Source organism: Anaeromonas frigoriresistens, assembly GCF_016820655.1.
In the GTDB taxonomy this organism is placed as follows: domain Bacteria; phylum Bacillota; class Clostridia; order Tissierellales; family SIT17; genus Anaeromonas; species Anaeromonas frigoriresistens.
This window is the reverse complement of sequence record NZ_WSFT01000040.1, coordinates 97731-123497: the sequence shown is the minus strand read 5'-3', so window position 1 is coordinate 123497 and position 25767 is coordinate 97731. Positions and strand designations below refer to the sequence as shown.

Below are 25767 nucleotides of genomic sequence, written 5' to 3'. Positions count from 1 at the left end.
ATTTTAAAAAAATATTATCTATATTTAGTTGTAACTAAAATAACCCCATCTAAATATAATAATAGTAGCTCATAATTGAGAGGAGGCTTTTTATGTCTGGTAGACGTGGTATAGGAGGATTATTTGATGGTTGCAATAGCGAGTTATTATTCTTTTTCTTGCTATTAGTTGTTTTATTCATGCCTTATGGCTATGGTAAATATTAGTAAGTACTAGAGAAATTAAAAAGAAGGTCAATGGGGTATACTCCATTGACCTTCTTTTAACGTATTTTACAATTTTCAAATAAATTTTCTATTTCTAATTTTATTTCTTTTAATCTGATCATCTCATAGGGGTAGAATTTATTTTTACCATCTAGTACTGTATCTCTATCTCTAAAGTTTTGTAAAATATATCTCTTACTTCCTCTCAAATAATCTGCAATTTCCAAGACATCATTTTTATCTATTAATTCTTTACAAATTGTTGTTCTGAATTCATAGTCTATATCAGAGTTTTTTATTATGCGAATACTTTCTTTTATTTTATTAATATCAACTAATGCATTAGTGACATCTCCATATCTCTTAAATGAGGTTTTTATATCCATTGCTATATAATCCACTAGATTATTATCTAATAGTTTTTCAATAATCTTAGGATTAGTGCCATTAGTATCTAGTTTAATAGAAAATCCCTGTTTTTTTATTTCCTTAATTAAAGCATATAGCTCATTATATAGTGTAGGTTCTCCTCCAGTTATAGTTACTGCATCAATGAACTTTTTTCTTTTATTTAAAAAACTCATTATTAATCCTTGATCTAAAGGATTTTTATTATTGTTTATTATATGTGAATTGTGACAATAAGGACACCTAAAATTACAACCTTTAATAAATAATATAGTTGATATCTTACCTGGATAATCAATGAAAGAACTCTTCTCAATTTCACAGATTTCCATTTTCATACTATATAACCTTCTCTTCTTTTAGGCTATGACCAGCATCAAATTCTAATCTGTCATTATACTCTTGTTTTTTTCCTTTATTCCATGACTGAACTGGTCGATGAAACCCTACTACTCTAGTCCATACTTCTGTATCCTTGCCACACTCTGGACATTTAAATTGCTCTCCTTTAATATATCCATGTTCCTCACATATACTATAGGTAGGAGTAATAGTAAGATAAGGTATTTTACTATTTGCAAAACCTTTTTTTAGTAATTGTTTAACCGTCTCAACGCTATCTATCTCTTCTCCTATAAATCCATGGAGTACTGTTCCTCCAGTATATCTAGTTTGTAATTCTTCTTGAAGCTCTAAAGCTTCAAATATATCCTTTGTATGACCCACTGGTAATTGTGTAGAGTTTGTATAATAGGGTTCTTTTTCTCCCTGAGTTATTATGTTTGGATACATTCTTTTATCCATTCTAGCAAATCTATAGGCTGCTCCTTCTGCTGGTGAAGCCTCTAGATTCCATAGGCTGCCTGTTTCCTCTTGGAATATTTGCATTACTCTATTCATAAAATCCATTATTTCAATAGCAAATTCTAAACCTTCTTCTGATGTGATATCTTCTCCTAAAAGGTTTATACAGGCTTCATTCATTCCGTTCAATCCTATAGTACTAAAATGATTCTTAAAGTATTCTCCTTCACTATCTTTAATGCCTTGAAGGTAGAATTTAGAGTAAGGATATAATCCCACTTCCATATACTTTTCAAGAACTATCCTTTTTGCTTCACAGATCTCCTTTGATGTTTCCATTAATTCTCTAACTCTTTTCTTAAACTCTTCTTTTGTCTTTGATATATATCCTATTCTTGCCATATTAAGGGTTACTACATTTATAGATCCAGTCATTGGATTAGCTCCAAATAGTCCTCCTCCTCTTTTCCTTAGCTCCCTATTATCTAACCTAAGGCGACAACACATGCTTCTAACATCCTCTGGATTCATATCACTGTTTACAAAGTTTGCAAAATAAGGAGTACCAAATTTTCTTGTCATCTCCATTATGCTATTAGACACTTCTGAGTTCCAAGGAAAATCATTAGTTATATTTATAGTAGGAATTGGGAAACTAAAGCTTCTCCCTGCTCCATCTCCCTCCATCATAACTTCACAGTAAGCTTTATTAAACATATCCATTTCCTTCTGAAATTCTCCATAAGTTTTATCCATTGATTTTCCACCAATAATTACTGGAGTATTTTTCAGCATAGGGTGTGGTGTTATATCTAATGTAATATTAGTAAAAGGAGTTTGAAATCCAACTCTAGTTGGTACGTTTAGATTGAATATAAAACCTTTCATAAGTTTTTTTACTTCATCATATGATAAGTTATCATAGTGTATAAAAGGTGCTGCATATGTATCTAAAGAACTCATAGCTTGAGCTCCCGCTGCTTCCCCTTGTAATGTATATAACCAATTCACTATTTGACCTAATAATGCTTGTAAATGTTTAGGTGCTCGAGACTCTATTTTTTCCTTTGCTCCCCTAAACCCTTTTCTTAATAAAGCTTCCAAATCCCATCCGCAGCAATATGGGGCCAACAACCCTAAATCATGGATATGTAAATCTCCATTTATATGGGAATCTCTTATTTTTTTAGTATAAATCTTATTTAACCAATATTTTTTTGTAATGGACTCTACTATGTGATTATTAAGTCCCTGAAGGCTAAATCCCATATTAGCATTCTCATTTATTCTCCAATCCTCAAATGAAACATACTCATCGATCATTTTCTCTGCATCCATGAAGAGATTTTTAACCTCTCGTAATTCTTCATGCTTATTTCTATATAATATGTAAGCCTTTGCAGTTTTTGCATGGCCTTCTTCAATAAGGACCTTTTCTACAATATCTTGTATATCCTCAACATTAGGTATTCCTACCCCATAGGCTTCATTTAATATTTTCTCCACCATGTTAGAAAGTCTTCTAGTCTCATCCCTATCTTTACCACCCATAGATTTTGCAGCTTTAAATATCGCTTCTTCAATTTTAACTAAATCAAAATCAACTATGTCACCGTTTCTCTTCTGAACTCTTGAAATCAAGCCATTACCCCCTCATATTGTGGTCCTTCATCTATATATTCATATATATTGTATATTATACCTAATCCATTGTAAAGTTATTCTCTTCCAATAAATACAGTTTTTATAGCTAAAAATATCGAATTTTATCAAATTGGTACAAGGGTACTAAATTTATATTTTAAATAAATTTAAAAATATGATGCTAATCACAATTAAAAATCCTTTATATTGGTATAATTATAATAAGATAATAAATTGGGAGGGAATATTTATGAATTCAATTGACGTTTTAGTTAATGAGCATAATAATATAAAAAGGGTGTTAAAAATTGTTAGATGCATATGTGTAGACATGGTTGAAGGTAAAGAAGTAGACATAGAAGATTTTTATAGCATTATTGATTTTATCAGAAATTATGCTGATAAATATCATCATGGTAAGGAAGAGGATATGTTATTTGAATATATGTCAGAAGAATTATCATCAGATATTGGTGAGGGTCCCATAAGAGGAATGTTTATAGAACATGATTATGGCAGAAATTATGTAATGAATTTAGAAATAGCTGTAAAAGCCTATGAAAAAGGTAGTAACGAAGCTAAAGTAGACATCATTGCTAATGCTATAGGTTATGCTAATCTATTAAATAACCATATTCATAAAGAGGATAATGTTATTTATAAATATGCATCAAGACATTTATCAAAGGAAACTATAGAACGCCTCAATTCAGAATTTGAAGTTTTTGAAAATGAAGATAAGAATCTTGATAAGAAGAAAAAATATCTAGATTTAATTGAAAAGTTAGATCAAAAATATGGATGCTAAGGGATAATCCCTTAGCATCCATTAATTTTTTCTTTTCTTTTAATTATAATCATCACATAAGTATTTATAATTACTAAGATACTTCCTAACACTCCTAATAATTTAAATGCTAATTTAAGGGAATATACATCTCCTATTCTACCTATTATAGGAAAAATAGTGATCATAAATAAGCTAAATATCATACTAGTTACTGATAAAATCGTAGCTCTACTTTCACTAGGTATAAGCTTATTTATATAATCATTTGTAGCAATGTATATAATACTCTCAACAATAACTAATATAATATAATAGATAAAATAATATTTAGTTAGAGCTATTCCCCATATAGACACTATGGCTATGATAGGCATAATTAATAATATACCTCTTTCTTTTATTTTACTTTCTAATAAATATGTTTTTGATCCTATAATTGCAGCAAATAGAGATGAAATAGCAAACAAAATTCCAATATGAAATTCAGTATATCCATTTCCCTTCAAATAATTTTGAAGATAATAAAACATGCTGGTAGCAAAGGCACCTATTAGTTGAACAAATATAATCAAGAATCCTATTTTTTTATTTCCTTTAATTATTTTGGTACTCTCTACAATTTGATTTTTCATTGATGAAAAAATATTTAATTTTTTATTAAAGCTATACTCTATATTAGGTTCAGTAAAGAAAAATGATTGTATAATTGTAATCATCGTTATAACAGCTGTTATTATAAATGCTATTTTATAACTTCTCGTTGCTATGTATCCTCCAGCTATGAAAGCTATAAAACTTCCCATTTGAAAAAACAACTCTTTATTTCCACTTATTTTCATATATTTATTTTCGTTATTTAATTCCTTCAATGAGTCATATATAAGGGCATCTCCCGCTCCTGATTCAAGGTTATATGATAATGCTATAAACACAAAAGATAATGCATATAAGTAGAAACTATTAGAAAACAGTAAGATTAATACACCAATCAATGCTGCTACCCTTCCTAATAATCTACTTACTTTTCTACTATAAATATCTGCTATAACTCCTGTTGGTACCTCCATAAAAAAAGAAGTTACATGAAATATTCCCTCTAATATTCCTAATTGAAATAAACTCATACCCTGGGTTGCTAAATATATCATCCATATCCCTTGAGTTAAATCAAGTCGAGCTAAAAATGTAAAGATGTAGTTATTTTTTATATTGTTTAATAATTTATTATTATATTCCATAATTATCCTCCTAGATATTTTAGACACAAAAAAAGACTAAGTAGAATACTTAGACTTAATATCTAAAATTTATTTTCTACATTGATTAGTTTACATAACATTTAATTTTAGACAGACTTCCCCTATTTAACTCAAAATTAAATGTTTCAATCCAAGCTATTGTAAGAATTTTACTTAAGCTTAAACTAATCAATAGCATATACTACACCTCCATCCTCTATTATATAATTAATAGAATATTTAAACAATAGAAAATTATTAAAATCAATAAAAAAAGACCCTAGGGTCTTAAAGAATTATAAAATATGGATGTATCATATAACTAGTTATACTTCCTAAAAATATCCCTACTGCAACATCTGATGGATGATGTACACCAAGATATATTCTAGATATCCCAACTAACATTGCTAGGGCTGTTATACTAACCATAAATGTAGGTATGTTCATTCCAACCACTATTGCTATAGAAAAGGTTCCAGTTGTATGTCCAGAGGGGAATGAATAATCTTTTAAAACTATATTAAAATTATTTATATCATCAAATATATCATAAGGTCTTAATCTACTTGTTTTTCGTTTAATTAATTGAACAAAAATAGTACTTATAGTTAAAGAAAGAAGTATCTCATATCCTAATATCCTATTACTTCCTTTTCCTAATATAATCAATATCAAAGGTATAGATGCTGATACAGAAACTCCTCCTAGCATAGTTATATATGGCATTAAAATATCTAGTAATTTACATTTAAAACTTTTATTTATTAAATAAAATAATTCTTTATCTTTATTAAGAATGAAACTAGCAGTTTTTCCCATGTTGTCCCCCTTTGCAGTATGTCCTTATAATAATTATAAGGTATTATATTGTATAAGTAAATCGATCTGACTGAATATTAAAATAAATTCAACTCACCTTCGATATTATTTTAATATAGTGGAGACAATATTTATTAGGCAAATATTTGCCTAATAAATATCTTATGGAGGTATTTGATGACTCATAAAAAAAGTTCAGGGAAGGAATTCGAAGCTAGAGAAATGGAAAAAATAGAATCGAGTTCTAAAGATTCTACCACTAACAAAGTATATATGAGTGTAACTGGATTCCCTATGTATAATATGACTAGTTTAATGACATCCTCTGCCACTCCATATATGGGTAGAGAATACGCAAGAATGCAGGGTCGGAGAGAAATAAAAAATGAGAAGTCAAATAATGATCTAAAATAAGATAAAAAACAGATGACTCTTAAGAGTCATCTGTTTTGCTATTTTACTAATAATATCCGGGATAATATGGATAGTTATCATATCCAGGATAATAAGGATAATTACCGTAACCTGGATAGTATGGATAGTCACCGTAACCTGGGTAATATGGGTACCTACGTCTACGTCTATTAAATAATGATCCCAATAATGTTAAACCAATCAAGTCTCTAAAAAGTCTACGTCTTCCATAATAAGGTCTTTGTTGAGATGTAACACCTCTACTAAGTACTCTTCTTTCTCTTATATCCTCTTCTATTTCAGGATAATCATTAATCACTTCTTCGTATATTTCATCGATCATTTTATCAATTTCTTCCTCTGCGGGCATCTCATTCATAGGAGAATCATAAGGATAATATCTCATTATGGTATCTTCAACTTTAGGATATATTTTTCTGTATATCTCTGGATAAAGTATATCTTGATTCATCAGAAAGCCTCCTTTACATTTATTATTCAATATTATCCTATGTAAAGGAGGCCATATTGGTGAATCAATTTTATTTATTTATATTTAACCTTACTCTTTTTTCTTTATCAAAGTTTAATTTATCCCCTTCAATAGTAACTTTATTTCCTTTAACAAAACCATGAATTACTATTTTAATATTAGGAATATCATATCCTTCATGTATTACTTCTCCACTAATTGTGAGATATTCATCAACTGGTTCTATCTCGAATTTTATTTCTGTATATTTACCATTTTTATAATCAAATGATAATCCATCATCTAAGTATAAATTATATTTTCCTTTTTCACCATAATAATAATGTATTTCTAATGAATTATCTTCTTCACCAATATAATTAGTTATTTTATCCATAGGTATAATAGAACTAGCTTTAATATATATAGGTAATGTATCAAGCTCAGCTTTCTTAATGATGAATTTACCTCCTTGGATAACTTCTTGTGTCCAATAATCATACCACTTACCCTCAGGCAAATATATCATCCTATGGTTAGTTTTTGGTCTTGTTATAGGACATATCATAATATTCTCTCCAAACATGAATTGATCACTGATATTATAGGTATTCTCATCATTTTGATAGTGATAAAACAACGGTCTTAATACAGGGTCTCCTTTATCACTACTATCTTTCATTAAATTATATAAATAAGTTATAAAATTATATCGTAATTTAATATACTTTTTAGTTATATCTAAAGTTTCATCTCCAAAGCACCAAGGTTCTTGATTTATTGTACCCTTAGCACTATGATTTCTGAATAAAGGAGTAAAAGCACCTAATTGAGTCCATCTAGTTAGTAATTCTCCATTGCTATCATGGGTAAAGCCTCCCACATCTCCTCCTATAAATGAGTATCCACTTAATCCTAAATTCATAAACATTGCCATACTAGATTCTAAATGTTCCCATATACTACTATTATCTCCAGTCCATAAAGCAGCGTACCTTTGAGTACCAGCAAAAGCTGCTCTAGTCAATACAAAAGGTCTTTTATTTGGGCTTATCTTTTTTAATCCCTCATAAGTACCTTGGGCTTCTAACATAGCATATATATTGTGGATTTCCTTATGAGTTCTACTCTGCCCTTTATCATCCATATGAATCGTATTTTCAGGAATAGTCTTTGCTTCTGTACAGAAATTAGCTGGCTCATTCATATCATTCCAAATCCCGTCTACTCCGTAATCTATTAATTCTCTATGGAGTTCTCCCCACCAATTTCTTACTTCTTCCCTTAAATAATCAGGAAAGGCTGAATCTCCTGGCCATACTTCTCCAATATATATTTTTCCATTAGAGTCCTTTACAAAATAATCCTTTTCTACCCCTTCATCATAAACATTATATCCTTCTTCTTTTTTAACACCAGGATCAATAATTACTACAAGCTTATAACCCATTCCTTTTAATATATCATTCATTTCTTTAAATTCTTTAAATTTTTCAGAATCTACCGTAAATACCTTATAATCCTTCATATAATCGATATCCAAATAAAGGATGTCACAAGGAATATTCTCTTCTCTCATTTTCTTTGCTACAGTCATTAACTCATCTCTGTTTTCATAACTCCATCTACATTGTTGGTATCCTAAAAAATCCTTTCGAGGCAATGGCATACTGCCTGTAATATCACTATATCCCCTGACAACTTTAGACAGCTGAGGTCCATATATAAAGAAGTAATCTATTCTTCCATCTTCTGCTCTAAAATCAATAGTATCTTCTACTTTTTTGCCAAAATCAAAGTATGTTCTATATGTATTATCAAAATATATTCCATAAGCAAGATTTTGACTTAACCCTATATAAAATGGAATTGATGTATGATATTCTTTTACAGTACCTGTATGTATTGGACTATTCCCTAAGACGTCCGAATTCCAATTAACAGTATCTGTACCTATTTTATTAATCCATCCATACTTTTCTCCCATGCCATAGAACGCTTTTTCGTCTAATAGTTCTTTACTAACTTGTATATTATTTAAATCTACTTTTTTATCTTTATTAATTAGATTTCCTTCTATGTCATAAATCTCCACAGTAAGAGAGTTTTCGTTTATCTTTATTTGTAAATCTTTAGTCTTTATAGAATGTCCCTTAAGTTCAACATCCATTTTCATAGGCTTTGCTATAACTGCTATCGTGCTATCTGGTAATTTATTCTCTTCAGAATATGAAAACCTAACAATACTATCTGAATAGAACACTACATCTAAAAATACATTATCCTTTTCTACGGTATATCCATATGTTGTTTTTTTAATCAAAATTACTCCTCCTTAAGTTTAGTTAGATAATTTGTATATATTTTAGTATTTCTGGTACTGACCAAGCTAGGGTTGGGGCAAAGCATTCCATTTTTCTAAGAGTATTATACCACAATACATTTATTTCTACAGCTTTTCAATGTCTAACCACATATCAACTTTAAAGTTCATCCATTATAATTGCATCCTTTTTTCTCAAGTTTTAGGTATATTTTAAAGCTGTAGGTTTCCCTACAGCTTAATACTTTTTATTAATTAACACCCCAGAATACTCTAGGTCATCATTATCATAACCTTGAATAGAATTATTTTGAGGTACTTTTATAGACTTAAAACTTCTATACAATTTTACCACTAATTCTCTAAGAGGCTTTATAATATAATCTAAATCATTAGAGTTTTCTATTTTACTTATAAATTTGTTAGTATCTATACTTAATCTTTCATTATATTCTATTCTTATACCTAATTCTACTAAATATTTTCTATAGCTCCTAACTGTTTTTTTTATTATTTCATTATGATCTGTTGTAAATTCGTTGTCTAGAACTTCTAAAGACCTTAGAGCATCATTATATTTATTTATTAATTCCTTCATATTATTAGAAATATGTTCTTTATCCCTTTGAAAATTCTTTATTGCCTTTTCTAATTTCATTTCATTATGATAGAAACTATAATACTCATCTTTTAATCTATCAAGATTATCATAAAACTGATCTGAAGCAATTAAGTGATTGGCATTAGAATTATATGTATTATTCTCTGTCCTATTAGATGGAGAAACCTTATCTATACCACTAGTATTCATTATTTGTCGACTTCTTTCAACGAAACTATTATGAATCCTGTATTTAGTTCTTGAAGTTCTAGATATTGAAGGAGCCATAAAAACACTTCCTCTCACCTTTTTATATTATATACCCATGAGGAGGATCAATATAACAATTTTAAGCTACTTCATCAGGCATATATCCTTTAAATTGAGACTTATACAATTTAGAATACAATCCATCATTTTCTAATAATTCATTATGGTTTCCATTTTCTATTATTCCTTTATCTGTAAGGACTACTATTTGATCTGCATTTTTTATTGTTGATAATCTATGAGCTATAACAATTGTTGTTCTACCTTTTGATAATTCTTCTAGGGCTTTTTGTATTTTAATTTCAGTTTCATTATCTAGGGCTGACGTTGCTTCATCTAAAATAAGTATAGGTGGATTCTTAAGAAAAACTCTTGCTATAGATATTCTCTGTTTTTGACCTCCAGATAATCTTATACCCTTTTCTCCAATATATGTTTTATATCCATCAGGTAATGTTAAAATAAAATCATGGATATTAGCATTTTTTGCAGCTTCCACAACTTCTTTCTCTGTTGCATCAGGTCTACCATAGAGGATATTTTCTTCAATAGTTCCAGTAAATAGGAACACATCCTGTTGTACAAACCCAATATTTTTTCTTAAGGATTTCATAGTTATATCTCTAATATCCATACCATCAATAGTTATATTGCCACTACTAACTTCATAAAATCTTGGTATCAAATGACATAAAGTAGATTTTCCCCCTCCAGAAGGACCTACTAATGCTAAAGTTTTACCATGATCTACTTGCAAATTTATTTCACTTAATACTGTTTCCTCTTCATCATAAGAGAAAGTTACATGGTTAAACTTAATATTTCCTTTAACTTCTTCAAGTCCCTTTGCATTAGGACTATCTTCAATATCCGGTTTAATATTTAATATTTCAATGAATCTTTCAAATCCTGTCATACCAGATTGAAATTGTTGAGTAAATTGAGTAAGTCTTCTAATAGGTTGCATAAATAGATTTACAAATAATAAATATGCTAATAAATCTCCAATGGTTATCAATTTATTAAATAGAAATATTCCTCCTGCTGTTATTACTACTAAGTTAAGTAAATTCGATAGAAAATTCATCCCTGTAAAGAATTCTGCCATTGTCTTGAAGGCAAATTCTCTTGAAACTCTAAACTCTGTATTACCTTCTGCAAATTTATCCATTTCATACTCTTCGTTAGTAAAAGATTTAGAGACCCTTATACCAGATATACTATTTTCTAATTGAGAATTTACATTAGCAATTTTCTTTCTAACCTCTCTAAAAGCATTGGTCATTTTTTTTCTCTTCTTTAATGCAAAAAATAGCATTAATGGAATAAAGGCAAATACTATTAATGTCAAACCTAAGTTTATATTAGCCATTAATATAAAGGAACCTATTAGCATTACTATAGATAAGAATAAATCTTCAGGACCATGATGAGCTAATTCAGATATCTCTCTCAAATCATTTACCATTCTAGACATTATATGTCCTGTTCTATTCTTATCAAAATAACTAAAGGGTAATGTCTGTAAATGAGAAAATAAGTCTCCACGCATATCATATTCCATTCTTGTCCCTACTACATGTCCCCAATAATCTACAATATAATTTAACATAGCTCTAACTACAAATAGACCTAACATTATAGCAGCTATTATATACAATGATCTTAATTCACCATTGGGTATGATTTGATCTGTAATTCTTCTAGTAACCATTGGAAATACTAGATCAATTGCTGCTATTAAAAAAGCACATACCATATCTAATATAAATAACTTTTTATGTGGCCCATAATAGGATGCAAATTTTCTTAACATTATTAACCCCTCCCTGATGCATATCGCTAAATATAATTTTAAATCTTCTGAAGATTAATGTCAATGAGATTATTTCGACTCCCTAATAAATTTCATAAAAATAAGAGATACCTAAAAGGTATCCCTTATTTCATATTTTATATTAATTTGATTTAGCTTTTTTTATCTTTCTTTTAGTCTTAGGATTTATACCATACTTACGTCTTGAGTGATTTGATAGTACATACATCAATCCAAAAAGTATAATTACACCTAATGGTATCAATATCCAAGGAGTTAATTCAAATAAACCAAACAATAGATACATAAGCAGTGCTACTCCTGCAGCAGTTAATGCATAAGGAACTTGAGTAGTTACATGATCTATATGATCAGCACCTGAGAATATAGATGCCAATACTGTTGTATCTGATATAGGTGAACAGTGATCTCCAAATATAGCTCCTGAGAATACTACTCCAGCCATAGCTAAGGAAAGGTATACATCATTTGTTAATGTGTATGCTAATGGTATAGCTATAGGAGTAAGTATTGTCATTGTACCCCATGATGTCCCGGTTGCAAAAGATATTAACATTCCTAATAGGAATATTGTAACAGGAACAAAAACAAATGGTAGAGATTGCGGTAATGAATTAACTATAAATCCAGCTAAGTCCATCTCACCAGTTATACTACCAAGACTCCAAGCCAATACTAATATGGCACAGGCAAGTAACATAAGCTTAAGACCATCTATAAATGTATCCATTGCCTCTGCTAGGTTCATTATCTTTGTAGATATAGCCATTACTATACCGGTAAGAGTCATAGCAAATGCTCCCCATAATAATGCTTTGGCAGGATCTGAAGCTCCTAATATATCCATTAATGAACCACCTTCAGGTCCACCACCAGTAAACCAGAATCCAAACAATGTTACGCCAACAAGTACTATTAAAGGTAAAAAGAAGGTAATTAACATAGGTTTAGTATCTTTAGGCTCTCCAAGCTCATAATTAACATCAAGCATTGGCTTAGCTCCATCTCTTACAATTTTACCTTCTGTTACTGCTCTATGTTCTGCTTTAAGCATAGGTCCAAAATCTCTACCTGTTATAACTAGCATTCCAACAAATAACACTGCAAAAATACAATATAGATTCAATGGAATACTATATAAATATCCTTGGAATGAAGAAATTCCAGTTATACCTGCTGTATCCATTCCGGCTTTAACCATGCCTATTTGAAATGCTATCCAGTCAGATATGAAAAAAGTAGCAACCGGTGCAGCTGTAGAGTCTAATATATAAGATAATCTTTCTGAAGATATTTTCTGTTCCTCAGATATATCTCTAAATACATTTCCAACTATAGCAGCATTCACATAGTCATTAAAAAATACTATTATACCTAGTAACCATGCCCCTACTCCAGCTGCTTTTCTTGATTTAATTCTTTTTCTAGCCCAAGTAGTAAGAGCTTCACTTCCACCTAGACGCCAAATAAATGCAACTCCTGATCCCATTAATAAATTAAATAATAGCAAACTTGCATTCCACTCATCCGTAATAGATCCCACTATTGCTGATAATGAATATGCAGCTCCTGAAAATGGATTCCATCCAGATATTATAAGTCCTCCGGAAAACACACCTAAAAATAGTGATATTAGAACCCTTTTTGTTACAAAAGCCAGTACAATCGCTACCAATGGTGGTATTATCGCTAACCAACCATAGTCCATATAAATTCCTCCTTTTAAATTTATGACATATATTTGCTATGATTTTAAAAAATACTTTATGCCTTTCCATTCCCCCTCTTTTTAAACCTTCCTTAATTAATAAATATTCGCCATAAATCATTAAATTCCTTTAATTATTTTGAATATTTATAATTTTCAAATAAATCAACATAAAAAATGTATTCATATAAATAAAAGCTATTATCCCTGTATCATTAATGAATAGAGCAAACAATGAAGTAAAGTAAATTATTTTTAAATGAATATCTTTATCTCTATGTAATATAATTGAAGAAAAAATGAAATTCAGTACCCATATAATAGACCATGGAAATGTAGTAGCAAAAAAAGCTACTTGCTCTAATTTATTTTTAACAATGTTTATTAACTCATTTATACCAAATTGTTTAATATTTAAACTGAGATTTGATAAATGACTTTTATTTCCCAAGGATCTATCTATGAGTAAATTTATAGATATGGCCAGTATAATTAGGAATATAATTAACCATATATTAACCTTAACATTTTTATAAAATAGGTTCTTTATTAAAATATAACTCATAAAGATAGAAGTAATAAATCCCCCTACATTCGCTCCATATATACCGGTAAATGATAGTATAATTATCAACAGATATATTATTGATATCCCTTTGGAGTACTTATCGAATATTTTTTCTTGTATATTATAAAAAACAATTATAGATGTAGCTAATAATACTCCCATTGCTTCATTATTAATTCCATAGTACCTTCCTCCAGCAAAAATATTATTATATCCAATATATGAGTTATAGAGTAATTCATTCTTAAAGTAAACACCTAATAAAATAAATAAGTTTATAAAGATGGTCATATATATTGGTACTTTTGTATTCTTTCTAGCTTTGATCATAATGAATACTACTATTAAAAAAATCCCGATGAGATATGTGTATATATTTAATATGTTCATAAGAGGTGTTAAAAGGAAACTTGAAAAAAATATAGATAAAATTAAATATCCAATAAAAGTAGAAAGCCTAGTTGTTTTTTTATAGATTATATATATAATAAAAAATAATATCTGAAGAAATATTAAGATACCATGAAATAGATATTTTAATAAATTTATATCAGTTATATTATTTAATTCTTTCTTTATATACTTTAGAGGTTCTTTATGTTCTAATATGTTAATAGAATTTCCGATGTTTTCTTGTTTTATATCGTATAGAGAAAGTATTGTAGGATATATATCTAAATTACTTACAATTCCCTTTCTTTTTGTAGTTTGGCTAAATAGTAATCCTTCATTATTATCTTTATAATAGAGGATAGGGACTACAGTATAATTAAGTTTCTCTTTTTGATTATCTATCGTACTGATAGGTAATATAAATATGCTTTTTTCTGTATTTCTTTTAATAACTTCATTTATAGATTTTGAATTCATATCTTTCAAATTTATTAATAACAAGTTTCCATTATTGGTGAAAAATTCATTTACTAGTTGATTTAGATTTTCTTTATCTTTAGCTTCTATACTCCTCTTATAAGACAAAGGACTTACAACATCTGACAACTTATTTAATCTATCTTCTTCTCCAATCAAGCCTATACTTTTACCCTCTTTTTTTAATATTTCTCCTAATGATTTGATTTCCCGGGGAATTTCTACAGATTTTCTCACTCTTCTGCCCTGTAAAATTATATCTAACCTCTTATACATACTCTCTTCCTTTAAATACTCTTTTACTTTTATATTCATAAGTCCTAAAGCTATATTATTATCTGATTGTACATCTTGAATAGTTTCTATATTTAGCTCGTCCATAAGGATAATTATGACTTTTTCACCATCTGCATAAATATTTTTAGATAAAAATAAGAGTACTAGAGTAAATAATATACTAATGCTTTTTTTCATAATATCACCCATAAATAATTACATGTAATAAAGAAAATATCCCAACTATAATTGAGAATACTCCTAACAAGATATAAGATTCATCAGATATTTGTATTTGAGAATTTATTTTGACTTTATTAATTAATATTACTAATCCACCTATAATTGATAAAATTCCTATCAAAATCATACTAATCACCAGTAATAGTATCTAAATTAGTCAGTATTCTTATTCTAAAAAATAACATAATAAAAAGAGTATCCTAGGATACTCTTAGCTGACTAAATTTTCTTTAACTTTATTCTTCAATACCATTATCTTTTCATTATGGGTATCAACTTTATTTAATATACTCTGTGCCCTAATAATATCATTGTTATTAAAATAACATAATGCCCTATAGTAGGCTATTTCTTCTCTAATATCATTGTTTATTTTACTCTTCTCTAATTCCAATACATTACTTTCTGCTAGATTAAGATGTATTATCGCATTATCTATATCATCTTTTAACAGCATGGTGATTCCTAACATCTTATGAGTTTCAATAACTGAGCTTATTTGATTTAATCTAGAAAAATGGTCTAAAGCATCAAGAAATTGAGTCACTGCGCAATGATATATCTTATTACTTAAAGATAATTTTCCTAAGAGGTATAATCCTCTTCCATAATAGTTTGATAAACCATATTCCTTAGCTATCTGTATTGCAGTAAAAATTTTATGTAGTTTATCTGTAGTAGTTAAATTATAATTTAATTCTACTTCTTCAAATATTAGGTTGCACTCTTCAGTTGCCATATCTGATTCAGTTTTCAATAGATATGAAGCAGTTATATAAATATCTACTTCCTTTTCCTTAGAAATATAATTAATTCTATCAGCTAAATAGGTAGCATTAATAGGATTAATATTTCTTTTATTATTTTCAAACATTGAAATATAATTTTTTGAAAACTTACTCCCCGCTAACTCCTCTTGTTTAATTCCTAGTTGTTTTCTTAAGTTTTTAATTCTCTCCCCTGGACTTAAAATTCTTATGGTTTCCATCGTCCATCCCCCCACTTCGCTTTGTACTTAATAATTTAGCATAATTTTCTGATAATTGTTGTCGTTTCTTGTCGAATGGACTAATAATTTAATATATGTAATATTTAAATTATTAGTTTACTTAATCACAATCCTTCTTATGCCTACAATACTCACATTTAATCTTATTTTTATCATAGTCATCAATTTTCTTATTCATTTCTACAAATTTTATAAATTGCTGTATATCTTTTATATTATTTCTAAGACTCTTGTCAGAAATATCTATTTCTAAAAATTCTCCAGTTTCAAGTAGCATCAGACCAGCTCTTTTCACTTTTAAATTATATATATCTTGAACTACGGTAGTATATAGCTGGATTTGAGCACTATATTCTTTTAATAAATATTCTTTATTATTTGTTTTATTTGTTTTAAAATCAATAATTTCAGCTTCATTATTATTAATATTTATTCTATCTATAACACCTAACGTCTTAGATAATCCTATATTATAGTGAAATTGAACTTCTTTGTATATTTTATCTAAATCATCTTTACTTAATTTAGCATAATTATCTATATAAGGTTTTATTTCTTTTATTATATTTTCTTTAACAGGTAGATTATATTCTTTTAGAGTATTTATTATTAATTCTGTTATCTCATTATTCTCATTATATAATTCACACACCTTATGTATAACTGAACCTTTATCTAAAGGAGATATTGATATATTATTTTCATCTTCTCTAGTTTGGAAGTCAAATTTAATTACCGGTTTTTGTTGATAATAATTATGATAAAAACTACGTTTACATTTCTTATAAGTCATATATTGACTCACACTAAAAGAGTTAAAATATTTCTTTCCATAATATTTATGATCATTAAACTGAGGAAATACTTTACTATTTACTTTCTTAGTTCTTAAATGTTGGTTTTCTATACTCTTCACTCTCACTATATCTTTCTTTTCTATATCAATATTATTGATATATTTAATATTCTCTTCTGGAATATAATTTTCTATCATATTTTTAAAGGAATTTTTATAGTTCTTCCCAGCAATTTGACATCCTAATATTAATTTTTCTTCTGCCCGAGTCATAGCTACATAAAGTATTCTTTTATTTTCCTCAGATTCTTCTTGATTATCTATAGTGGATAATTCAGAGAATATAGGCGATAATTCTTTTGAAGGTTTACCCTTTGAATCAGGGTGCTTTATTCCTATTCCTCTTAGTTTATTAAACAATAAATTAGATTTATTGTTTCTAAACATCTTAGATGTTTCAGGAATTATCACTACTTTAAATTGTAGTCCCTTTGATTTGTGGATAGTCATTATATTCACAGTATCCCCATCGGCTGATTCTACATCTGCTTGAGTTGCATCACTACCATATTTTAATAAATCACCAATATGATTTAGAAACTCCCTTAATCCTAATTTTTCTTTTATCTGAATTTCTTTTGCTAATTGAATAAATTTATATATGTTAGCCATTTTTTGAGTATTACCAAAAAGGAGCATATTTGTTTCTACATAATTAGTTTGATTTACAAGTTCTGTTATAATACTATTTATATCTAATACATTTTTAAGCTTATTAAGCTTGTATATTATATTATAGGCCTTTTCTATCTTTTGCTTTTCTTTATTTTGGACCTCACAATTTACTAAGGCCTCTAATATTTCCTTAGATTTATCTTTAAATATCCAGTACAAAGTTTCATCTGAAATTCCTATCATGGGACTTCTTAAGAATCCAGCAAGAGATACAAAATCATATTTATTATTTATTACTCTTAGTCCATTTAAAATATCTAATACTTCCTGAGTCTCTAATAGTCCTCCTCCAGAAACATTAGTATAGGGTACTCCATACTCTTTTAGTTTTTCTTCATATATGGATACACTAGTTGTTGATCTAAATAATATAGCAATATCCTTATAATTATATTCTCCATTCTTCACTAACTGTTGAATACGCCTAGCAATGATATCTCCTTCAAACTTCTTATGAAATTCACTAGGGGATTCTTCTTCCGATGGAGTAATATCATCATTTTTTAGTATCTCTACGTCAATATCTATGGCTGATGTTTTATTTTTATTTGGTTTTAATATTTCATATTTATCTTTCATTAGGTTAATAAAAAAATCATTTATAACTTTCATTACAGTATCTATCGTTCTAAAATTATCATTTAATGATATTAATAGGTCATTAGAATCTTTTGATATATCTTTAGATACTTCATCAAACACTGATAAATCTGCTCCCCTAAAGCGATATATTGATTGTTTAGGATCGCCTACTACAAATAAATTATTACAATCTAAACTATGATTTCTACTACATAATTTATATAATATATTTTTTTGAAGGTTGTCTGTATCTTGAAATTCATCTATCATTATATATTTATATTTATTTTGATAATAATTTAATACATCTTTATTATCTAATAATTTTAAAGTCAAAAGCTGCAAGTCTTCAAAATCTAAGGAATTCACTTCTTTTTTCTTTAAAGTATACTTTTCATCTAACTCTATTAATATATTAAATACTGAACTATAAATATTTTTATTTATTTTTTCTATAGCTTTTAATAGAGAATCTATATCCATCTTTACATTATCTATATCTTCTTGTAATTTTTTATTTCTTCCTAAGTTATCTTTTATATAACTTAGTTTTAATAATATATTTTCATTTATCTCTGTATAATCACTATTATAATACTCTAACCAAACACTATCTTGTTTAAGTTTCGAAATTTTTGAGTTTTTAGGTGCATTATCCATTAAATATAAAATATCATTTTTTATAGAAGGTATTTTATCAGTATCAATATTTAAATTATCAATACTTTTTAAAGTTATGTCTTTGACTTCATCTATACTCATCCCAGTGGTTCTAATTTTTAGATATATATTTTTTAAAGTGGTAATTATATTTTCAGAATGTATAGACTCATCTATTGAAAAAGGAGTGAAATACTGCAAAAATTTATAAATATAATCTTGTTTTACTGAGCCATTTATTAAAATATCTTCTAATATTTCAGTGATGAATTTTGTTTTTTGATATTCTTCTAAGATTCCAAAGTTTGGATATATTTCAGCTTCAATAGGGTTTTCCATCAGTATCTTAGAACAAAACCCATGAATAGTAGAGATATTAGCTTTTTCTAAGTCTTCATATATTCTCTTCCAGTTAGAATTTACTTTAATTCTATCGCTAAGTTCCGTTCTTATTCTTTCTTTCATCTCACTCTGAGCTTTTTTAGTAAAGGTTATAGCTACTATAGAATCAACCTCTTTACTTTTTTCTAACTTCCCATTAACCAATATATTAATATATCTCTCTACTAAAACTCTTGTTTTCCCGCTACCAGCTCCAGCATTAACGGATAAATTCTTATCTATCGTATTAACAGCCCTCTGTTGACTTGATGTAAGACTCATCTTTTTCCTCCTTTAATTGGATTCTTTCCTTATTATATCTGCAAATATTTTTAAAAGGACAATAAGGACTACAATTAGTAGGTTTCACCTTAAAATCTCCTGATTTAATGCCATTTATGTACTTATTAATTTTAGCTTTAGTAGTTTCTATTACCTGCTGCCATTCTTCATCATTAAGTGATTTTTTCTCATCTACTAAATTGATACTTTCCCTTTTAACCATAGGATGAGAATATCCACCATCTTTTATTGTGATATATCCCCCGGCTATAGGATTGTAGCCTTTAGCTTTAAGCGCCATTAAATATACTGGTATTTGAAGACTTGTCCCATCTAAAATATCCTTAATACTCTTTCCATAGGAAGTTTTATAATCATAAACTATTGCTTCATTTCCTCTTACATCAATTCGGTCTATCTTTCCTAATAATTTAACTACATTATCCTCAGTTTGAATTTGAAAATCTCCATCATAACCAAATTTAGATTCAAAGGAATGGGGATATAATCCTTTTTCTTTTAACCTATTGATATCTTTCTTTATTAAATCTATAATAATTTTTTGCATAAATTCTATTCTTAGTTTCCATATGCCCTGAATATCTTTAACTCCAATTTCATTTTGTACTACTCTTATAAAAATTTTATGAATATCCTTATCTAAATTTGACATGTCTGATGACATTCCATCAATATATCTATAGATTTTTTCTTTGTATATTGAGTAATAATCTGCTAAAACCTTATGATATATGTTTCCTTTATCCATACTATTAAAATCTTCTATGTCTTTTTCATTAATATCTATTTTTAATATATATTTAAAATAGTATTTCATTGGACAATCACCATAAGTTTCTAATTGAGTAATACTATAAATATTATCTGTTGCTGTATCTATTTCACATATTACCTTAGGGTCATTTAGACAGCCATCATACTCAGTGAAATTCTTTGAATATCTCTTATCTTCTACAGATATATTTCTATAAATATCAGAAATTGATAAGTTATCTATAGAATTATACATATTTGCAACATCTAAAATATCCTGTCCATTATAATGCTTAAACATAAGACTTCTTAGTACATCAGATGGCTTAGCAGCCTTTGTTAAATCTTCTTTTAATAAATAATTAATATTTACCTCTTCATACTTAAGTTTATCCTCAACATTTTTACCATCAATTTTATTTAATACCGCTTCTACAAAAATTGATGGTATGGAGGAATCACTGCCCTTTTCTCCCGAATATGTTAATACTAATTCTCTTGTTGCTCTAGAGATTGCTATGGAAAATAATAGGCTTTCCTTATCATATATCTCTCTATAGTTTTTCAATTTAATCCCAACACTATTGAATACTTCCCTATTTCTATCATTGAAAAACCAATTGCTATTATGTTTCTTGGGGTATTTCCCCTCTCTTAGCCCTACTATATATATTTTCTCAAATTCTAATCCTCTAGAAGTAGAGGGGGTTATCATTTGAACTCCTTTTTTATTTCCTCTCTTAATTGTAAGTTCTTCATCAGAAAACAGTCTAAATAATATGTCATACACTTCTTTAATTTTAACTTTACCTTTTATAGTAATATCTACAGTAGTCTTCAATTTGTCAAATATAGTATTAAGGTTATTTACAAAATATATATCCCTATAATAAATTTCATCAATTTTATGAATTTCGTATAACTGTGCGATATTGTCACCAAGACCATATTTAAATAATATACTTTTTATTATTTCTATAGTATCTTTTATATTAGAACTATTAGGTATAGTACTTATATCTTCAATAATATTGTCTAAAACCTCTTTTATAATATTTATCTTTTTTAATTCTTCACTATATTTTTCATTATCATTAGCTTTAGATTTATATTCAAGATTATTAACTTCTTTATCTAATGCGGACATTATATCTATTCTAGGATATTTAATATGTATATCATAGAGTATGTTTTCTGCTATATCCTTATCTAGGTCTAATTCAATATTTAGATAGTTAGACTTCAATAATTCAATTACATTCTCAATATCATATTTAGATATCTTTACTTTCAATAAATTTAATATGTACTTAGCTATTGGAATATCAATCATATTTTTATTTTTATTTATAGAACAAGGAATTCTACATTCATCTAATTCTTTATAGATTATATCTTTATAAAGGTCTATATAATTAGTAATAATACCAATCTTCTCTGGATCTACTCCTTTATCAATTGTTTCTTTTATATCATCAACTATTCTATGAATTTCTAACTCAATATTATCAGCCTTTATAAGCTTAATTTGTTCTGTAGTTTTATTAAGCTTGTTATTTTGAGAAAATAATCTATAAGATAATTTATCAAAATAATCCATACTATTATTTTCTATATTAACTATTGAAAATCCAAGATTACTCAAATTATCTAAGGTATCTTTTATAGTAGTAAAATCCTTATCAAATTTATACGGAATATTTATATAGATATCTATGTCAAGTTTTGATAATGCATCTATTATATAAAATTCTTGAGGCCTAAAATCAAAGAATTCATCAATAATAACACTATCTAGTTCCTTAAATATCTCCAAGCTATTTTCCAAATTATTAGATGCCATCATATATACTTCTTCATTGTCTAATAAACTATTTTCCTTTAAGAAATCCTGATACTTTTCATATATATTCCAAACCTCAGTATATTTCATATCCTCCTTAATACCATTTTTTATATCATCAACTGTTACTAAGGATCTCTTTATTTCTCCGATAATATATACTAATGACTGTATGAAAGCATGATTCTCCACTTGTTTTTTGTAATAATTAATTTTACCATCCTCATAAAGGCTACTGACTATATTAGATATTATTGTTTCCTTAATTCCATCATCAATTTTAGTATATAAAGATTGATTAACAAACTTATTAACTACATCATCAAATGTTATAACATTCAGATTCAATGCTCCAAAGGTATCTTCTAATAATCTTTTTCTATAAACATTAAGTAGATTTCCTGAAGGTAGTATATAATAAAACTTCTCACAATTACTTTCTCTGATGTACTTCTTGGCTTTATCAATCAAGGTCTCGTTATATTTATTATTTATATCTCCAAAGTATACTATTTTTTCTCCCATAATAGCCTCCATTTTGTTATTAATATAATTATACTAGATATAGTGAATTTTCCCAAAAAAATAATCCCCTTATGGGGATTTATGCTGATATTTTATATTGCTTGAAAATAGATACAATATCATTTACTGTATACTGCGTGTTCCTGTCATATATTAATGACTCTATAATATTTCTTAATTTATTTTCAAATTCATTAGATGGAGTTAATTCACAATGAAAGGGATTCTCAACAATTTTAAGCTCTAAGAGTAACTCCCAAAAAGTTCTATAACTTACTATCCCTAAGGTTGACAGAGGGTATTCATTCACAAATTTACTTTCATCTATTTTTATTGCTTTTTCATATAACCTGCTGGTAATCTCATTATTAGTTTCTTTTAATTCTAATAATCCTTTATAATATTCTTTTGCTACTATATCTTTACTAATATTCATGATATACCTCCTATCCTGTATTTCTTAAGTACAGAAGAAATTATAACACATCCATGTGATGTTATATGTCGAATTTTCAGTATTTACAAACTTTTAAAAATTCTTTTACATTTCCGCTATATATTTGTTATGCATCCACTACAATATCTCCATGAGGAATAAAACTACAGGATAATCTCCAATCATCCCCTATTTGTTCATCACTAAGTCTATTATACTCCTCTGCACTAACATCCATAATGTCATTTCCTTCAAGTACTTTAACTCTACATCCTCCACATAAAGCATTACCTCCACAGGGAGACAGTATAGGTATTTTATTTGCCCTTGCTATCTGAAGTAGGGTATATCCAGGATAAGTCTTCACCACTTTACCAGATCTTTTAAAATTTATAGTAATATGCATAACTGCACACCCTTTCTAGAAAATACTATTTAATATAATACCCAAAAAATTAATTATATAGTATTGTATTTTATTAATAGTTTCTTTTCTAAAAAGTAAAATTTAAAAGGCTGATATGATATTATTTGTTCATCACTATTTCACATTTTTCAACTAATTCCGTAGGTATGGCATCTCTATTAGTAATTACAATAAATTTTATGTTGTTTTTATTAACTGAATTTAGAGCATTTACTACTTCACTCCATTCTAGATTTTCTAATACATAATCATTTATGAGTACATGAATAGTTTCATCTTTAATTACTGAGTTTAATCTAGATATTATTACAGGGAATAGCTCAGCAGCACTCATATACCCTAGAATAGATTTTATTTTTATAATGTTAATGTTCTTTTCATTCATATATTCTATTAAATTATCTCTAGACAAAAAATCCTCAACTGATAATTTAATATGGTATCTTCCCTCTATATTCTCTTTATATTTTGAGTTTTTAAATCTATTATATTTTTCTTTACTCCAAAAGGAGTCTAATAATATAACCTTCTGGTTGTTTTTTGATAATTTTATTATATAATTTTTAGCCTCAATTTTTGCTTTATTATAATCGTTATTTAAAAATAGTACACTTTTGTTATATAATTCATTTTTTGAAATACTACTTAACATACATATCCTCCTCTAATAAGTATCAACTAAGTATCAACTTTTAGTACCTGATACTAATACTTAATACCATTATATCATATTTTACTTATTATGTTAAAGTAATATAATAGTATTAAATAAACTAGAGTTCAGCACCGTTATTGTTAGGAGGTCACATGGATAAAGAAAGAATTATAAATCAATATTTTGAGAGATTGAACATAAAAAAATTTAATGATTTCGATTCATTTATTGAGTATATAGAGAGTAACTATGACCCACTTCTATTTCAACAAATTATTGATAATTTATTAAAACGATTCGATGAAAAAAAAGATGAACTGTTTAAAGTCAAGAATAGTAATCTTAGTCTTAGTCTAGATTTTATATCTTGGTCTAGTGATTTCTATAAAAAGATTTTTAGAGATATGTTATCTATGGATCTAAAGAAAAATGTATTAGATATAGGCTGTGACAATGGATTTATCACTTGTTTTTTAGCCTATAGCTTTCGAAATACTAATTTTATTGGAATTGATATTAATCCTTATTCTATAAAAATAGCTAAGGAACTTGCCAAGGAACTTAATCTAAAAAACATAAAATTTTATACTATAGATTATATTGATATAATAAGTCAATTTTCATCTTCCTATTTTGATACAGTAATATCAATTAAGGTGTTGCATGAAATAGATAGTAAAGAAGATTATGCTGATATAGCATACAAATTATTAAAAAACAATGGTTTACTATATAGCTGTGAAAGGTTAATAGATGAAGAGGATTTAAAGGAATGGGTAAATCTATTAGATAAAAGTAATTTTTTTATCTATAAACCTATTCCTTACATTTCTTTTAATGAATTAGATTTTTATATGGAATTCCCAATTATTTATGCTCGAAAATAACAGTGACAATTATCACATACATATTTTCAATACTTTGTTATCATTTAGTAGTACATTAAATATTATTTAAGGAGGCTATAATATGAAAGCAAAGGTTGATAAAAACTCATGTATAGGGTGTGGTCTTTGTGAGGGAATCTGCCCTAAGATCTTCCAAATGAATGAAGACAATATAGCTGAGGTTATAGTAGATGAAATCCCAACAGATGATATTGTTGATGCAAATGAAGCAAAAGAATCTTGCCCTGTTGAAGCAATTACCATAGAAGAGTAATCCCAGT

Annotated in this window: 20 protein-coding genes; 4 read left to right on the top strand and 16 right to left on the bottom strand. The window is 27.6% G+C overall.

Features of this window, described 5'->3' with window-relative positions; translation table 11 throughout:
- Window positions 1–262: 262 nt before the first annotated feature.
- Both GOQ27_RS11635 and GOQ27_RS11630 read right to left on the bottom strand, forming a co-directional pair.
- The gene (locus GOQ27_RS11635; RefSeq protein ID WP_252187818.1) at window positions 263–952 is read right to left on the bottom strand and encodes an anaerobic ribonucleoside-triphosphate reductase activating protein; all 690 of its coding nucleotides are present in this window, start codon (window positions 950–952) and stop codon (window positions 263–265) included.
- Between the two features lies 1 nt (window position 953).
- Complete coding sequence (locus tag GOQ27_RS11630) at window positions 954–3059, bottom strand: ribonucleoside triphosphate reductase (protein ID WP_203367034.1); 2106 nt, start codon at window positions 3057–3059, stop codon at window positions 954–956.
- A 253-nt stretch (window positions 3060–3312) separates the two neighbouring features.
- Here GOQ27_RS11630 and GOQ27_RS11625 point away from each other — a divergent pair, with 253 nt between their 5' ends.
- Window positions 3313–3870: a hemerythrin domain-containing protein gene (locus GOQ27_RS11625; protein ID WP_203367033.1), complete on the top strand. Its 558-nt coding sequence runs from the start codon at window positions 3313–3315 to the stop codon at window positions 3868–3870.
- A gap of 11 nt (window positions 3871–3881) precedes the next feature.
- On the opposite strand, the gene GOQ27_RS11620 is transcribed toward GOQ27_RS11625, so the two are convergent.
- Both GOQ27_RS11620 and GOQ27_RS11615 read right to left on the bottom strand, forming a co-directional pair.
- The gene (locus GOQ27_RS11620; RefSeq protein ID WP_203367032.1) at window positions 3882–5090 is read right to left on the bottom strand and encodes an MFS transporter; all 1209 of its coding nucleotides are present in this window, start codon (window positions 5088–5090) and stop codon (window positions 3882–3884) included.
- A gap of 288 nt (window positions 5091–5378) precedes the next feature.
- Entirely contained in the window at window positions 5379–5912 is a 534-nt protein-coding gene (locus GOQ27_RS11615; RefSeq protein ID WP_203367031.1) for a phosphatase PAP2 family protein, read from the bottom strand.
- Window positions 5913–6089: 177 nt separating this feature from the next.
- On the opposite strand from GOQ27_RS11615, the gene GOQ27_RS11610 reads away from it, so the two are divergent.
- On the top strand, window positions 6090–6326 hold the full coding sequence (locus GOQ27_RS11610) for a hypothetical protein (protein WP_203367030.1): 237 nt from the start codon (window positions 6090–6092) through the stop codon (window positions 6324–6326).
- Window positions 6327–6372: 46 nt separating this feature from the next.
- Here the strand turns inward: GOQ27_RS11610 and GOQ27_RS11605 are convergent, their stop codons facing one another.
- From GOQ27_RS11605 to GOQ27_RS11550, 12 genes are all read right to left on the bottom strand, one after another.
- A complete protein-coding gene (locus GOQ27_RS11605) occupies window positions 6373–6798 on the bottom strand; it encodes a hypothetical protein (protein ID WP_203367029.1) in 426 nt (141 codons plus the stop codon).
- Between the two features lie 70 nt (window positions 6799–6868).
- Window positions 6869–9121, bottom strand: a complete 2253-nt coding sequence (locus tag GOQ27_RS11600; RefSeq protein WP_203367028.1) for a glycoside hydrolase family 31 protein — start codon at window positions 9119–9121, stop codon at window positions 6869–6871.
- 238 nt (window positions 9122–9359) lie between these two features.
- Window positions 9360–10010 carry a hypothetical protein gene (locus tag GOQ27_RS11595; protein WP_203367027.1) on the bottom strand — a complete coding sequence of 217 codons (651 nt, stop codon included), beginning with the start codon at window positions 10008–10010 and terminating at the stop codon, window positions 9360–9362.
- Window positions 10011–10071: 61 nt separating this feature from the next.
- The gene (locus GOQ27_RS11590; protein WP_203367026.1) at window positions 10072–11808 is read right to left on the bottom strand and encodes an ABC transporter ATP-binding protein; all 1737 of its coding nucleotides are present in this window, start codon (window positions 11806–11808) and stop codon (window positions 10072–10074) included.
- A 142-nt stretch (window positions 11809–11950) separates the two neighbouring features.
- Window positions 11951–13537 (bottom strand): Na+/H+ antiporter NhaC family protein, encoded by a 1587-nt coding sequence (locus tag GOQ27_RS11585; protein ID WP_207751304.1) that lies wholly within the window; start codon window positions 13535–13537, stop codon window positions 11951–11953.
- A gap of 130 nt (window positions 13538–13667) precedes the next feature.
- On the bottom strand, window positions 13668–15449 hold the full coding sequence (locus GOQ27_RS11580; protein WP_203367025.1) for a hypothetical protein: 1782 nt from the start codon (window positions 15447–15449) through the stop codon (window positions 13668–13670).
- 256 nt (window positions 15450–15705) lie between these two features.
- The gene (locus GOQ27_RS11575) at window positions 15706–16482 is read right to left on the bottom strand and encodes a helix-turn-helix domain-containing protein (protein WP_203367024.1); all 777 of its coding nucleotides are present in this window, start codon (window positions 16480–16482) and stop codon (window positions 15706–15708) included.
- 121 nt (window positions 16483–16603) lie between these two features.
- A complete protein-coding gene (locus GOQ27_RS11570) occupies window positions 16604–19939 on the bottom strand; it encodes a UvrD-helicase domain-containing protein (protein WP_203367023.1) in 3336 nt (1111 codons plus the stop codon).
- Complete coding sequence (locus GOQ27_RS11565; RefSeq protein ID WP_203367022.1) at window positions 19905–23081, bottom strand: PD-(D/E)XK nuclease family protein; 3177 nt, start codon at window positions 23079–23081, stop codon at window positions 19905–19907. The genes GOQ27_RS11570 and GOQ27_RS11565 overlap by 35 nt, the downstream gene beginning before the upstream one ends.
- A 79-nt stretch (window positions 23082–23160) precedes the next feature.
- Window positions 23161–23517, bottom strand: coding sequence for a hypothetical protein (locus GOQ27_RS11560; protein ID WP_203367021.1), 357 nt, complete (start codon window positions 23515–23517; stop codon window positions 23161–23163).
- Window positions 23518–23644: 127 nt separating this feature from the next.
- Window positions 23645–23923: a 2Fe-2S iron-sulfur cluster-binding protein gene (locus GOQ27_RS11555; protein WP_203367020.1), complete on the bottom strand. Its 279-nt coding sequence runs from the start codon at window positions 23921–23923 to the stop codon at window positions 23645–23647.
- A 121-nt stretch (window positions 23924–24044) separates the two neighbouring features.
- A complete protein-coding gene (locus tag GOQ27_RS11550) occupies window positions 24045–24596 on the bottom strand; it encodes a hypothetical protein (protein WP_203367019.1) in 552 nt (183 codons plus the stop codon).
- A gap of 155 nt (window positions 24597–24751) precedes the next feature.
- Between GOQ27_RS11550 and GOQ27_RS11545 the strand changes: the two genes are divergently transcribed.
- Together GOQ27_RS11545 and GOQ27_RS11540 are read left to right on the top strand one after the other, a co-directional pair.
- Window positions 24752–25486 (top strand): class I SAM-dependent methyltransferase, encoded by a 735-nt coding sequence (locus GOQ27_RS11545; protein ID WP_203367018.1) that lies wholly within the window; start codon window positions 24752–24754, stop codon window positions 25484–25486.
- A gap of 82 nt (window positions 25487–25568) precedes the next feature.
- Entirely contained in the window at window positions 25569–25760 is a 192-nt protein-coding gene (locus GOQ27_RS11540; RefSeq protein ID WP_203367017.1) for a ferredoxin, read from the top strand.
- Window positions 25761–25767 lie beyond the last annotated feature (7 nt).

Coding starts and splice junctions, on each gene's coding strand:
- GOQ27_RS11635 (WP_252187818.1), bottom strand. CDS start 952: ATGAAAATGGAAATCTGTGAAATTGAGAAGAGTTCTTTCATTGATTAT.
- GOQ27_RS11625 (WP_203367033.1), top strand. CDS start 3,313: ATGAATTCAATTGACGTTTTAGTTAATGAGCATAATAATATAAAAAGG.
- GOQ27_RS11620 (WP_203367032.1), bottom strand. CDS start 5,090: ATGGAATATAATAATAAATTATTAAACAATATAAAAAATAACTACATC.
- GOQ27_RS11615 (WP_203367031.1), bottom strand. CDS start 5,912: ATGGGAAAAACTGCTAGTTTCATTCTTAATAAAGATAAAGAATTATTT.
- GOQ27_RS11610 (WP_203367030.1), top strand. CDS start 6,090: ATGACTCATAAAAAAAGTTCAGGGAAGGAATTCGAAGCTAGAGAAATG.
- GOQ27_RS11605 (WP_203367029.1), bottom strand. CDS start 6,798: ATGAATCAAGATATACTTTATCCAGAGATATACAGAAAAATATATCCT.
- GOQ27_RS11595 (WP_203367027.1), bottom strand. CDS start 10,010: ATGGCTCCTTCAATATCTAGAACTTCAAGAACTAAATACAGGATTCAT.
- GOQ27_RS11590 (WP_203367026.1), bottom strand. CDS start 11,808: ATGTTAAGAAAATTTGCATCCTATTATGGGCCACATAAAAAGTTATTT.
- GOQ27_RS11585 (WP_207751304.1), bottom strand. CDS start 13,537: ATGGACTATGGTTGGTTAGCGATAATACCACCATTGGTAGCGATTGTA.
- GOQ27_RS11580 (WP_203367025.1), bottom strand. CDS start 15,449: ATGAAAAAAAGCATTAGTATATTATTTACTCTAGTACTCTTATTTTTA.
- GOQ27_RS11575 (WP_203367024.1), bottom strand. CDS start 16,482: ATGGAAACCATAAGAATTTTAAGTCCAGGGGAGAGAATTAAAAACTTA.
- GOQ27_RS11570 (WP_203367023.1), bottom strand. CDS start 19,939: ATGAGTCTTACATCAAGTCAACAGAGGGCTGTTAATACGATAGATAAG.
- GOQ27_RS11565 (WP_203367022.1), bottom strand. CDS start 23,081: ATGGGAGAAAAAATAGTATACTTTGGAGATATAAATAATAAATATAAC.
- GOQ27_RS11560 (WP_203367021.1), bottom strand. CDS start 23,517: ATGAATATTAGTAAAGATATAGTAGCAAAAGAATATTATAAAGGATTA.
- GOQ27_RS11555 (WP_203367020.1), bottom strand. CDS start 23,923: ATGCATATTACTATAAATTTTAAAAGATCTGGTAAAGTGGTGAAGACT.
- GOQ27_RS11550 (WP_203367019.1), bottom strand. CDS start 24,596: ATGTTAAGTAGTATTTCAAAAAATGAATTATATAACAAAAGTGTACTA.
- GOQ27_RS11545 (WP_203367018.1), top strand. CDS start 24,752: ATGGATAAAGAAAGAATTATAAATCAATATTTTGAGAGATTGAACATA.
- GOQ27_RS11540 (WP_203367017.1), top strand. CDS start 25,569: ATGAAAGCAAAGGTTGATAAAAACTCATGTATAGGGTGTGGTCTTTGT.